This window comes from Pseudarthrobacter sp. RHLT3-21 (assembly GCF_059383495.1).
In genome coordinates, this window is the sequence record NZ_JBWZCI010000009.1 from 91205 (window position 1) to 103229 (window position 12025).

A 12025-nucleotide genomic window follows, 5' to 3' on the forward strand; every position below is an offset into this window, starting at 1 on the left:
GATCAGGCGGACAGGTCGTGGGTGTAGGTTGCCCACGCGTCCGGATTTTCGCGCAGGGTGACGTCGATCCCCGCGAGCTCCCGGCCGTCGTCGTCATCTTTGAGCTTGGCTGCGACGGCGTGGGCGATGTACTCGGCGACTGCCTCGGTGGTGCTGAGCTTGCCCACGAAGTCCGGGTGCTCGTCCAGGTTTTTGTAGTTAAGGCCGGACAGCACGTCCTCGATGATGCCGCCGGCGGCCCCGATGTCCAGGACGATCGAGTCCTGGTTCAGCGCACGACGGCGGAACGTCACCTCCGCCACAAAGGTCGCCCCGTGGAGGGCCTGGGCCGGGCCAAATGCCTCCCGTGGGAGGCTGTGGGCGATCATAAAATGGCGGCGAACGGTCAGGCTGAACACGGCTACTTCCTGTCTTTGGGGTCGGCTTCTGCCGGGCTGTCCTGCCTGGGGTTGTACGCTCCAGGGCTGTCAGCGTTGGGGTATTCGATCACATGGCACAGGGCTTGGAGCGTGCCGTCGGCCAGGTGCTGGACTACTGCCGGGAGGTCCGTGAATGGAGAAGCGCCGGTGAGGAAGGCATCGAAGACCGGGTCTTTGAGGAGCTCAACAGCCAGTTCCAGGCGCTCGGCCGTGGTCCGGCGGTGGCGCCGCGCACGGGCAACCACTCCCACCTGGCTGGCCCGGATGGAGAGCCGGCGTGCGTGAAAGTCCTCACCCAGCGGCAGCGTGACCTTGCGGTTGGCGTACCAGGACATCTCGATGATCTCCCCCTCATCGCCGGCCAGCTGCAGGCTGCGTTCGAGGCCTTCCTGGGAGGCGGAACAGTGGAACACGATGTCGCAGTCCGCTTTAGCATCATCGGGGTGGGCGAACTCCACGCCAAGCTTGTCCGCCAAGTGCTTACGTTCCGGGTCCAGGTCCACCAGCTGGAAGCGGGCCAGCGGGAAAGTGCGCAGGAGTGTGGCCACCATGCCGCCCACCAGGCCGGCGCCGACGACGGCGATCCTGTCCCCCAGCCTCGGTCCAGCTTCCCAGAGGGCATTGACGGCGGTTTCCACGGTGCCGGTGAGGACGGCGCGGCGGGCCGGGACGCCGTCGGGAATCCTGGTGAGGGCGTCTGTGGAAATGACGTAGCGGTCCTGATGTGGATTGAGGCAGAAGACCTTCTGGCCCGCCCAGTCTTCGGGCCCCTCCTCTACGATGCCCACCGAGAGATACCCGAATTTCACGGGCGACGGGAAGGTTCCTTGCTGGTGCGGCGCGCGCATCTCCTCAGCGACGCGCGGCGGGACGGAGCCTGTGTGGACCACAATTTCCGTGCCCTTGCTGATCCCTGAATACAGCGTGCGGACCAACGCTTCGCCGGGCCCGGGGGCAGGCAGTGCCTCGTTCCGGAGCTCGCCGTGTTTCGGTCCGGTAGTCCAGTACGCGGTTGCCTGGGCATCTTTGCCTGAATTGGTCATCTTGCTTATGAATCTAGTCCGCGAGGGCCCTCCGCGACACCCACCCGGCGCGAACGGACACTTGCGGCCCTAGGAATCCGGGCTATGACTGTCCGTTCGCGCTGTCGATGGGAGGCAGCCGTGTTCTGCCCGCCCCGCCACTGCCTCAGACCTAACCCGGCCCTGCAGTCACTTGGAGTTGGCGGTCAGACTGTGGTGTGGGCAGCGAGGGAGAAGCCCCAGTTCGGGTAGGGGTCTTCGGGCAAGGGTCCGTCCGGCAGCGTGTCGTCCGGGAACAGGGCATAGCCGGGCGGGTCATCGGCGGGCGGGTCATCGGCGGGCGAATGAGGGCCGGCAGCGTGACGCTCCGGATCCGGATGGTTCGGCAGTTGGCCGACCGGAAATTCGTTTTCGGGGACGCCGGGATCTGCATCGAACGCCAACTCTGACCATTGGCCTGGTTGTCGCCGTGGCCAGTGGGGTGGTTCCCAGTCGGGGTGTTCGCTGGCGTAGCGCCGGCCGGTGGGTGAGATCCAGCCTGGTGGTTCGTTCTTGCTGGCGGCGGTGGGTTTCCAGGCTGTGGTGTGTCTGAGCCGGTGATGGCGGGGGCACGGCTGGCCGAGATTGCTGATCCCGGTGGAGCCTCCGTGTGCCCAGGCGAGGATGTGGTCCGCTTCGTTGTCGAGCGAGTGGTTGCTGCAGCCGGGAAACGGGCACTTGCTATCCCTTAGTCGCAGCCATTGGCGTTGGGCTTTCGTGAGCCGGTAGCTGGTCCGCCCGATCTCCAGCGGAGCTCCGTCGCGGGGGTCGATCAGGACACGGCGGAAGGAGTCGGCGCCCTCGGCGATCAGTTGGCGGGCCATGGACGGCGGAATCGGTCCGTACCCGTCGAGCATGGCTGGTTCATCCGTGACACCCAGGAGCGAAAGCACCGGGACCGTGACCAGCACCTGGGCCCGCGGCGACGGAACACCGACACCCACAACCACGCCGCCCATTTCGCCCATACCGCCGCCCACGCCCGTCATGCCACCGGTTCCGGCGCCGGCGATGTTGTTGCCGAGGAGCCAGGTGGCGGCCATATCTCCGCGAATCTGGCTGAGGGTCCGGTCCTCATGAGGTCCTTGGAGCGCTCTCGCGGCAGTGGTGGTACGTTCCCAGATCCCGGCCGCCTGATCGGCGGGAAGGTAAGCCGAGAGCCAGGCCATACCGTCACGATCCGGGGCATACTCCAACCTTCGATCGGCGGCACTCCTTGCGTGGCGCTTTTCGATACTGACCGGGTGATGCCGCTCCCGCCACGTCCGAGCCTTGTGCCGGAACCGCCCGGGCACGAGCTCACCGGCCGGGCACCCACGTGCCGGATTCGCTACCGCCGGATCCAGAAAATGCGCCTCGAGGGCTTGGGCGCCGTCAGGGTCCAGGTTCACGGTTTCATCGACCATGATCCGGGCGTGCTGCCACGAGATCGTCCCGGCCTGCAGCGCCGACAACGTCAACGGCAGGGCGGTGGTCAGTTCATGGGCTTCAGCGAGCAGGGCACCCGCGGCGCGTTCACTGACCGTCAGCACACAGGCCACCTCCGCAACCACAGCCATCTCCTGACCCCTGTGGTCCTGCGGAGACTCTGCCGGTCCCGCCAGGGCCGTGGACGAGGCGGCAAAATCAGCGGCAGCGTGAACCTTCAGGGCCGCCATCTTTGCCTCCCCGCTGGCGACTCCAGCCAGAGTCTGCAAGGCGATCTCGGCCCTACGGCGCAGCGGATCAGCACCACCGGAACCCTTGGAATCTGCCCCACCACGGAGCACTGCAGCAAGCTCAGCGAAGGACGCCGCGAGGGCCTCCGCTGTTGCCACAGCTGCTCTGCTATCCATACCCAAAGCATCCCAGAGGGGTCTGACAAAAACGGCGCAGAGGAATGGCTATGTGCATAACTCTGATCACCCCGGACCTCAAGGTTGCCGTCCGAGCCTACAGCCGCGTCGCTGCAGTTGAGAGCCTCACGTGTCCCTCGGGCGCTGGAGTGGGCTTAGGTGTCCCTTCGCACCATCCGGGGGCTGAACGCCTGCCGTTTTGTGGATGGGCGGTATGCTCCGGTAACCTATTCAGGTTGGTGACGTGTCCGAGCGGCCGAAGGTGCAACACTCGAAATGTTGTTTGGTGTCAAAGCCAACGTGGGTTCAAATCCCACCGTCACCGCCAATTGGCAAGCCCCTGCTTCCCTTATAAACAAAGGGAAGTGGGGGTTTTGTTTTGCCCCAAACTTGGCCCCTCAGTAACGCAGCGGTAACGAAATTCTGTTTTGGCCGGACCCAGTAAGCGTGGACCGTCGTCCGATGCTTGCTTTGTTGAGGTGGCCGTGCATCGTGGAGCGCGGAACCTGAAGCAGGTCGGCGATGCGTTGGAGAGTATGGTCGCCGGCGCACTTACGCCGGCTGGCGGCCACTCCGTCGTCGGGGCGGCCGCCAGTTTCAGTGCGCTGCGGGCGTTAGTGCTCGGTACCTGCCGCAGCAGCCTTCTTGGCGTTCTTCTCGGCGTCCTTCTCGGCGCGCAGCGCCTCCGCCTCGTGCTGCTCCTCGGCTTTTTCCTGGTGGATGACCTCTGCCAGGAGCTTCTCCATCTCCTTGGCCACGCCGGCCGCTGATGCTGGGTTCTGGCCGGTCACCAGCCGGTCGTCAACCACGACGTTCTCCTCAAAGACACCAGCGGAGACGTGGGTGGCGCCCTGTTCCTCAAGCCGGTCTGCCAAAAAGAACGGGATGACCTTGTCCTTCCCCGCGGCAACCTCCTCGTCGTTGGTGAAGGCCGCGACCTTCCGTCCCTCGACCAGCCGAAAGCCGTTGGCCAACTCGACGTTCAGCAGTCCGGCTGGCCCGTGACAGACAGCGCCCACCACGCCGCCGGCGTTGTAGACGCTGGCTACGAGGTTCTGCAAGCCTTCGCTGTCCGGGAAGTCCCACATGGTGCCGTGGCCTCCCACGAGGAAGACGGCGTCGTACTGGTCGGGATCAACGACGTCGACGCGGGCAGTGTTGTAGAGACCGGCGCGCGTGGTCTCGTCCTCCGTGAAGGCGACCTGGATGGGATCTTCTGAGTCCACCTCGTCGCGCGGGGGCTGGCCTCCCTGGATGGACGCGAAGTCGACGAAATGCCCTGAATCCTTGAAGACCTTCCAGGGATGTGCAGCCTCGGCCACATTGTACCCGGTCTTCTCTCCGGTATCGCCGATCTCGGAAACGCTGGTCAGTACCATGAGGATTTTCTTCATGAAGTGCTCCTTCCGTCTAACTTCCACCCTACGCCCAGCCCAATTCGGACCCTCCCTCCCCGTCTTAGACGGTGGTGGTCGTCTGCGCCTCGAATCGCCCGTACGAGGTCTCCTCGACCGCAGTCAGATGGCCTTTGTTGTACCCGAGGGACGGCTCCTCCGTCAGAGCTTGTCCGTCCTGTCATCTCCTTTGTGCCCGCCGCGCAGGTTTTCCTGGACCTTGCCGAAGAAGTCCTTGATGGTGGACTCGGTATTGGTGAGCATGTCGGGCTGCAAATACACGTGCTGACTGCCGGGGAGGCTGTAGCTGGACTGCAGGCCGCCACTTCCTTCAACGCCCTGCAAGGCCATGGTCACGCTGCCTTCCTTGCGTGCAATAGCCGCGATTTTTCCGAACACCAGCGTGAATTCGTCCGGCTCAAAACTGACCGTCTGACCCACGTGGGTCCTGTTGAGGTCGCTGGCCGGGGTGGATTTTTCGTTGCCAGTTCCTGAGTAGTTCATCATGTGCTCCCTGCGGTGGTTGGCGACTTACGCCAGCAGTCTAGCCCCGCCCCATGTTGCGGTACATGGCCCTACTGGATGCCTGCACAAACTGGTGCGGCATGCGTGGTCACATCCTCCATTGAGCAGACCACGACCCTTCGGGTTGGATGAATTGGACCGGCACACCTGACCGGCACCTGATCCTAAGGAAGAACCGTGACTTCGATGACGAATCGCGCAAATGGGCGGCCGCAGACTCTTCCGGGTCAGCGACTGCCTCGAACTCATATGGAGCCAGACGTGACCGATGCGTGCCCCGACGACTGCCATTACTGCTCGGGCCCGGAAACAGACTGACTCCGCACGCATAGGTTGGGCAGCAGAGCCCAGCCCTGCGAGACTGGGTCCTGAAGCCAAAACGTCGACCTTTCAGGAGCCGCCGCATGACGCCAGAGCACCGCACCTCTGCCCGGCCAAACCGCATCACCGAATTGTTCGGCACGGACGTTCCTGTGGTGCTGGGCCCTTTCGGCGGTGTCTCTTCCGTGGAGCTGACAGCAGCCGTGAGCGACGGCGGCGGGCTGGGTTCCTACGGCCTGTACGGTTATGGCGCCGACGCCATCCGGAACACGGCGGCTGAGCTGAGGAAGGCAACGGCGAAGCCGTTTGCCCTCAACCTCTGGATTCCCACCGGCGACGAAACCACGTCGCTCCCCCAGGCTGCGTTCGACCAGTACCTCGAGACCCTTAAGCCCTACTTCGACGAAGTGGGCCTGCCGCTTCCGCACATGCCGGACCGCTACCTGCCCGACTACGAAGAGCAAGTGGAGGCAACCCTGGCGGCGGGTCCCGCCGTCGTCAGCTTTGTATTCGGTGTGCCCGCACCGGAACTGGTTGAGGCGGCGCGCCGGCGTGGAATGGTCGTGGTGGGCACCGCCACCACCGTGGCGGAAGCCGTTGCCCTGGAAGCCGGCGGCGTGGATGCCGTGGTTGCCAGCGGCATGGAATCCGGCGGCCACCGTGTCTCGTTCCTGAAGCCCGCGGAAGAGTCCCTGATCGGAACGTTCGCACTTGTTCCGCAGGTGGCGGACGCCGTAACGATCCCGGTGATCGCGGCCGGGGGAATCGCGGACCGCCGCGGATACGCTGCCGCACGGGCCCTCGGTGCCGACGCGGTCCAGGTCGGTTCGGCCTTCCTGGCCACCCGCGAATCTGCGGCAGTGCCTGCGTACCGGGCCGTCCTCCACAGCCCAGCCGCGCGGGAAACAGTGCTGACAAGAGCCCTCAGCGGACGGCTGGCCCGCGGCATCCCCAACCGCATCATCGCGGAACTGTCAGCGGCCAAGCTGGCAGAGGGTGGACGCTCGGAGGCTGGAATAGCCCCGTTCCCCGCCCAGAACTGGCTCACCGGCCGATTCCGTCCACAGGCAGCAGCCCAGGGAAACACGGACCTCATGTCGCTTTGGGCGGGACAGGCCACAGCGCTGATCCGGCATGACTCGGCCGCGGATGTCCTCGCCGAACTGCTCGCCGGCACCCCGGTTTTGTAAGCTCGATACATCCGCGGTTATCCCAGGCAACCGACCTGGGGCGAGCGCCCGTTGACACCGGAGGCAATCCTTGACCAAAAAGACCGGCAAATCCAAGAGCAGAAACAAGGACCGGCGGCACCTCAAGGCCGTACCTTCGGCCCCCAAGATGTCCCTGCAGCTGGTCCTGAACCATCGGGTGGTTGATTCGATGGCTCGTGACTTCATTCAATGGCACGCGACGGAAGACCCTGATCCTGCCGGTGCCTTCGAGTGCCTCGAGCTGGTCAAACTCTTCCTCACCTCGCAGCACGCCATCAACGGTTCGAGCTCGGCCACCGCCATCGACAGTGAAAGCGTGGAGCAGGCGGCCGGAGCAATTGCGGCGTCGTTGGACCCCGACGAAATGGACGAGGCCTTCGACGACATCTATTTCGCCCTTCACTCGTACATCCATTTCCTGAAAGGGACCGGCCGCTGGAGCGGCACGGACGCCGCCTACGAGGAACTACATTCAGCACTGGGAAGCGGTATCGCCGCCGCAGTCCCGCAATTGCCGGCTATCCAGGTGCCTGACCTCAGCGACGACCACCAGGAGGCTGCGTTCAATGCCATGCCGCTGATCCAGCGTGCCACGTCCCTGCTGGAGTGGATCGGAACCGGCAGGGAAATCACCAGTACGGGCGCGCTGCGTCTGAAGGACATCGAGCTGGCAGCCGCGGCCGTCGGAGTCCAGGCCCGTGGAAAGCGTGGCGCGAGTGGAGCCGTGCCACTTTTCGATCTGGAAAATGCCGAGGCCCAGCCCGAAACGCTGCTGGAGGTCGGTACCATGCACGACGTCCCGGTACTCCGCGACATCTGGTCAGCCATGGTGGGAGCAAACCTGATCACGCTCGGATCCACCAAAGCCATTCCCGGCCCGGAAGTGGCCGCCTGGAACAGCACGAGGATCGAGGAACGGCTGGACATCCGCCGGATGCTGTCGGTGGTCCTCCTTGTCGGTTTACTCGCAGACCCGGACCAGGAGTGGGACCAGGAAGCGGTGGCCGGGACGCTGCTGGCCGTCCTCACCTATGGCACCACCACCGAACCCATGCCCGTGGCGGAACTCGAACGGATGGCGTCGCCGGACGTTGAGGGCGCCTTGCTTCAGGACGCAGACTTCGAGGACACGGAACTCAAGGACACAGCCCTCGAAGAGATGTACGCGTCGTTCGCAGCCCTGCAGGCGCAGCAGAAGCTGACCCTACTCGCCGAACTGGGATTGGTGGAGGCGGCGACTGATTACCGCGTTCCCCCGGTGGCCATCCAGTGTCTCGAGATGGCAATGGGTTTCTTCAACTTGGCAGACGAGCCATCCGACGCGACAGAGTTCCCGTCCAACGTGATCGCGCTGCACGGCCCGTCACACACCGGTGGCCCGCCCAAAGGCCGGTAGAATCTGAACGTTGCAGAAGAACCACTGTAAGAACGCGACTGAAGACCGTCACCGGCGACCGAAATAAGGAGGATTCGTGCGCACCAACCACGCCCGGCCACCCTTCCATTTCCTTCGCGCCGCGTCCCTCTCCACGGGAGTCCTGACACTTGCCGCCGGGGCCCACGTGGCAGGCGGCGGCGACCTTCCCGCTCCAGGCATCCTGCTGGCCGTGCTTGCGCTGACAGTGCTCGCGGCCACCACCGCCACGAGGCTGCGGCTCAATTTTCCGGCCATGCTCAGCGTCCTCGGCGCGGGACAGTTCATCCTGCACGAAGCCTTCACGGCCTTCAGTTCGTCGGGCACGGCTGTGAGCGGTGTTGCCGCCGGGCTCCATAACACCCACCTCGCCGGCGCCGCCGCACCTGTCATCGCAGCCTCCGGACACGTCCACGATTCCGGATCCGGTTCCGGTTCCGTCGCGGGCATCCTGATGCTCCTGACCCACGCACTCGCCACCGGCGCGTGCGCCCTCCTGCTTGCCAAGGGTGAGGCCGCCCTATGGGCACTGGCCGCGTGGCTGGGACCCCTCGTCCGGCTCCCCGAAGCAGTAACGCCCGACGCCGGCACGCCACCGGCGGTGCCCGGCCCGCCGGCGGTTCTCCCCCTCCGCCCCTGGCGGAACCTCAGGCAACACAGCCGGCGCGGCCCGCCTTCCGCCGTCGTACTTTCCTGACCCTGCCCGCACCGCACTTCCGCAGGCCGCGGGCCCCACCCCGTACTTCCGCACGCCCCCTCCGGCGTGCGTCCGAAAGGCAACCCCATGACCACCACATTCCTCCGCCGCACCCTCACCGCGGCAGCAGCCACCGGCGGCGCAGCCGTCCTGATCCTGACCGCCGCAGCGGGCGCGTCGGCCCACGTCGGCGTCACTCCGGACAAAACCGCCGCCAATTCCTACGCCCTGCTCACGTTCGGCATCCCCCACGGCTGCGAGGAGTCCGCCACCACCAAGGTGGCCATCACCCTGCCGGCCGAACTCAACGACGCCCAGCCCACGGTTAACCCCAACTGGACTGTGGAAAAAGTGACCGAACAGCTCGCCGAGCCGAAGAAACTGGCCGACGGTACCTCCATCACCAAACGCACCAGCCAGATTGTGTACACGGCCAAGGCTCCGCTGGAGCACGAGCTGCGCGATGCCCTGGTGCTGTCGGTCAAGCTGCCCGACACTGCCGGCTCCACGCTCTACTTCCCCACGCTGCAGTCCTGCGAAACCGGGCAGACGGACTGGTCGGAGATCGCCAAGGACGGCCAGGACCCGCACTCCCTGAAGGCGCCGGCGCCGTCCATCACCATCACCGAGGCGGCCAGTACGGACGGCCACGGCGCGGCTGCTGCCTCCGCGCACGCCAGCGAACCGCAGGCCACTGAGCAGGCAGCCGCGGTGACTGACAGCGGCGCGGACGCCCGTAGCTGGGCGGGGCTTGCTGCCGGTCTCGGCGGACTCGCCCTTGGCGGGGTGGCCTTCGCGCGCAGCGGCTCAAAGCGCCGGCAGGAATCCGCCACGTAACATTGCGGGATTTGATGCCCGGATGATCACGATCCGGGCATCAAATCGCCCCGCCTGCCCGTGGCATCGTTGACTCCCGTCACAGCAGCAACAAAGGTGGTGCCATGACGTCTCAGCGCATTTCACAAGGGTTTGTTATTACGACGGCGGTCGCTGCGGCGGCGCTGATGCTCACCGCCTGCGGACCGAGCCAGCCGCAGACGCAGGGGACGACGACGCCGGGGACCAACTCCGCGAGCCCGTCCACCACGCCGGCGTCTCCGGACGCGTCTCCGTCGCCGTCGTCGTCCGGCACCACTCAGTCCGGCCCCGCGCTCTGCAAGGCGGCCTCACTGTCGGCGGCTACCGATGCGTCCGGCGGGGGCGCGGCGGGCAGCGTCTACATGAAGCTGAACCTCACGAATACGGGCACGGCGCCCTGCCTGCTCAAGGGCTTCCCGGGGGTCTCGCTGACCGCCAACGCCGACGGTGCACCGATTGGCGCGGCGGCGACGCGCGACGAAACCACCCCCATAGCGGACGTCCTGCTGGCGCCAGGCCAGACCGGATCCGCCGTGCTCCGCTACACCCAGGCCGCAAACTACGGCGACTGCACCCTGACGGACGCGGCCGGATACCGCATCTACCCGCCGGAAGACACGGCGTCGTTGTTCCTGCCGCAGCCCACCAGCGCGTGCAGCAACGCCAACATCACCCTTCTGAGCATCGGAGCTTTCCAGCCCGCCTGAGGCTCTGGGCCTGACAGGCCGTGATAAGTACACTTAGCTTCCATGACGTCGCTCTGGTTGGACCGCGGGCAATCCTTCAGTACTGACACGTTTGAGGCAGGCAGCAGCTATGACACCGTCGTGGCGGGGGCTGGGCTGACGGGGCTGGTCACCGCGCTGTTGCTGGCACGCTCGGGGCAGCGAGTCCTGGTCCTGGAGGCGAGGTTTCCCGGGGCCGCGACCACAGGAAACACAACGGCGAAAATCAGTCTGCTGCAGGGGACCGTCCTGTCCGCCCTGGCTAGGCAGTATGCGCAGAAGCAGGTTGGGGCCTACGTTGAGGCCAACCAGGAGGGGCAGTCGTGGCTGCTTCGCTACCTCGAGGAACAACGCGTGCCGTATCAGCGCCGGGATGCTTACACGTACGCCACCACCGCCCAAGGGACCGAGCGATTGCTTGAGGAACTCGGCGCAGCGACCACCGCGGGCCTGGACGTGGAGTACGTGCGCGATGCACGCCTCCCCTTCCCCATCCAAGGCGCCCTGCTCCTGACCGATCAGGCCCAGATCAACCCCATGGACGTCCTGGACACACTGCTGCAGGACGTCCGGGCCCGCGGCGGGAGCGTGGTCGGCGGGACCCGGCTGCGGAATGTCTCCGGGAACGGACCACTAGCTGTCCACACGGACCAGGGCAACGTCACCGCCAACAACGTTGTTCTGGCCACGGGAATCCCCGTCCTGGACCGCGGGCTCTACTTCACCAAACTCAAGTCCCTGCGCTCCTACGCCACGGCCCTGGAACTGCCCGCCGGAGTCACCGCGCCGCCCGGAATGTACCTGTCAGCCGAGGAACCCACCCACTCCTTGCGGGACTATGAGGCTGACGGCCGTCAGTTCCTGCTGGTTGGCGGGCACGGGCATCAGGTGGGGCGGACCGAATCGGAAAAGTCACATCTGTCGGGTCTGCTGGACTGGGCTACCGGGCACTTCCCGGGCGCAGTGGCCACCCACACGTGGTCGGCCCAGGACTACCAGGCCACCAACCTCATGCCCTTCTTTGGCAAACTGCCCCGCGGCCGGGGCCACATCTTCTTCGGCACCGGTTACAACAAGTGGGGCATGACCAACGCGGTGGCCGCCGCCCTGGGCATTTCCGCGGACATCCTCGGCGGCAGCCTCGGCTGGGCCAACACGATCCATCACCGCGTGACGTCCCCCGGCGCGGCTCTGACCGCCGTCACCGTCAACGCGGGCGTGGCCGCGCGTCTCGCCACCGGCTGGGGGAAGCTGGCCATTGGCAAATCGGGGGTTGAGCCTGCCGAAACCGCGGTATCGGCAGGCGCAACCACCGGAGGTCCTGTACCGGCCGACGGCGGCGGGAGGGTCTACCGCGACGGCGCCCGGCCGGCGGCGGTCTCCATAGTGGACGGCACCACGTGCAGGCTCTCGGCCGTCTGCACGCATCTTGGCGGGATTGTCCACTGGAACGACAGCGAACTGACCTGGGACTGCCCGCTCCACGGCTCGCGCTTCAGCCCTGACGGCAAGCTCCTTGAAGGACCCGCCACCAAGGATCTCCCGAGGCTCGAGCAGGGTTGATC

The 12025-nt window shown here is 65.8% G+C and carries 11 protein-coding genes and 1 tRNA gene; 7 read left to right on the forward strand and 5 right to left on the reverse strand.

The window, feature by feature from the left end:
• Window positions 1-2 precede the first annotated feature (2 nt).
• From AC50YA_RS11985 to AC50YA_RS11995, 3 genes are all read right to left on the reverse strand, one after another.
• On the reverse strand, window positions 3-398 hold the full coding sequence (locus AC50YA_RS11985) for a 6-pyruvoyl trahydropterin synthase family protein (RefSeq protein WP_494982495.1): 396 nt from the start codon (window positions 396-398) through the stop codon (window positions 3-5).
• 2 nt (window positions 399-400) lie between these two features.
• Window positions 401-1462 (reverse strand): zinc-dependent alcohol dehydrogenase, encoded by a 1062-nt coding sequence (locus tag AC50YA_RS11990; protein ID WP_494982496.1) that lies wholly within the window; start codon window positions 1460-1462, stop codon window positions 401-403.
• Between the two features lie 185 nt (window positions 1463-1647).
• The gene (locus AC50YA_RS11995; protein ID WP_494982497.1) at window positions 1648-3315 is read right to left on the reverse strand and encodes an HNH endonuclease signature motif containing protein; all 1668 of its coding nucleotides are present in this window, start codon (window positions 3313-3315) and stop codon (window positions 1648-1650) included.
• 238 nt (window positions 3316-3553) lie between these two features.
• On the opposite strand from AC50YA_RS11995, the gene AC50YA_RS12000 reads away from it, so the two are divergent.
• Window positions 3554-3643 (forward strand) — tRNA-Ser (locus AC50YA_RS12000).
• A gap of 286 nt (window positions 3644-3929) precedes the next feature.
• On the opposite strand, the gene AC50YA_RS12005 is transcribed toward AC50YA_RS12000, so the two are convergent.
• Window positions 3930-4709 (reverse strand): type 1 glutamine amidotransferase domain-containing protein, encoded by a 780-nt coding sequence (locus tag AC50YA_RS12005; protein ID WP_494982498.1) that lies wholly within the window; start codon window positions 4707-4709, stop codon window positions 3930-3932.
• A gap of 162 nt (window positions 4710-4871) precedes the next feature.
• Window positions 4872-5213 carry a hypothetical protein gene (locus AC50YA_RS12010; RefSeq protein WP_494982499.1) on the reverse strand — a complete coding sequence of 114 codons (342 nt, stop codon included), beginning with the start codon at window positions 5211-5213 and terminating at the stop codon, window positions 4872-4874.
• A gap of 425 nt (window positions 5214-5638) precedes the next feature.
• On the opposite strand from AC50YA_RS12010, the gene AC50YA_RS12015 reads away from it, so the two are divergent.
• From AC50YA_RS12015 to AC50YA_RS12040, 6 genes are all read left to right on the forward strand, one after another.
• The gene (locus tag AC50YA_RS12015; RefSeq protein WP_494982500.1) at window positions 5639-6745 is read left to right on the forward strand and encodes an NAD(P)H-dependent flavin oxidoreductase; all 1107 of its coding nucleotides are present in this window, start codon (window positions 5639-5641) and stop codon (window positions 6743-6745) included.
• Window positions 6746-6815: 70 nt separating this feature from the next.
• Window positions 6816-8162, forward strand: coding sequence for a hypothetical protein (locus tag AC50YA_RS12020; RefSeq protein WP_494982501.1), 1347 nt, complete (start codon window positions 6816-6818; stop codon window positions 8160-8162).
• A gap of 76 nt (window positions 8163-8238) precedes the next feature.
• On the forward strand, window positions 8239-8877 hold the full coding sequence (locus AC50YA_RS12025; RefSeq protein ID WP_494982502.1) for a hypothetical protein: 639 nt from the start codon (window positions 8239-8241) through the stop codon (window positions 8875-8877).
• Between the two features lie 87 nt (window positions 8878-8964).
• Entirely contained in the window at window positions 8965-9714 is a 750-nt protein-coding gene (locus tag AC50YA_RS12030) for a YcnI family copper-binding membrane protein (RefSeq protein WP_494982503.1), read from the forward strand.
• Between the two features lie 104 nt (window positions 9715-9818).
• The gene (locus AC50YA_RS12035; protein ID WP_494982504.1) at window positions 9819-10442 is read left to right on the forward strand and encodes a DUF4232 domain-containing protein; all 624 of its coding nucleotides are present in this window, start codon (window positions 9819-9821) and stop codon (window positions 10440-10442) included.
• Window positions 10443-10484: 42 nt separating this feature from the next.
• Window positions 10485-12023: an FAD-dependent oxidoreductase gene (locus AC50YA_RS12040; protein ID WP_494982505.1), complete on the forward strand. Its 1539-nt coding sequence runs from the start codon at window positions 10485-10487 to the stop codon at window positions 12021-12023.
• The last annotated feature ends 2 nt before the right edge of the window (window positions 12024-12025 follow it).

Excerpts from the sequence above, each read along its gene's own strand:
- AC50YA_RS12035 (WP_494982504.1), top strand. The coding sequence starts at position 9,819 with ATGACGTCTCAGCGCATTTCACAAGGGTTTGTTATTACGACGGCGGTC.
- AC50YA_RS11990 (WP_494982496.1), bottom strand. The coding sequence starts at position 1,462 with ATGACCAATTCAGGCAAAGATGCCCAGGCAACCGCGTACTGGACTACC.
- AC50YA_RS12015 (WP_494982500.1), top strand. The coding sequence starts at position 5,639 with ATGACGCCAGAGCACCGCACCTCTGCCCGGCCAAACCGCATCACCGAA.
- AC50YA_RS12010 (WP_494982499.1), bottom strand. The coding sequence starts at position 5,213 with ATGAACTACTCAGGAACTGGCAACGAAAAATCCACCCCGGCCAGCGAC.
- AC50YA_RS12030 (WP_494982503.1), top strand. The coding sequence starts at position 8,965 with ATGACCACCACATTCCTCCGCCGCACCCTCACCGCGGCAGCAGCCACC.
- AC50YA_RS12005 (WP_494982498.1), bottom strand. The coding sequence starts at position 4,709 with ATGAAGAAAATCCTCATGGTACTGACCAGCGTTTCCGAGATCGGCGAT.
- AC50YA_RS12040 (WP_494982505.1), top strand. The coding sequence starts at position 10,485 with ATGACGTCGCTCTGGTTGGACCGCGGGCAATCCTTCAGTACTGACACG.
- AC50YA_RS11995 (WP_494982497.1), bottom strand. The coding sequence starts at position 3,315 with ATGGATAGCAGAGCAGCTGTGGCAACAGCGGAGGCCCTCGCGGCGTCC.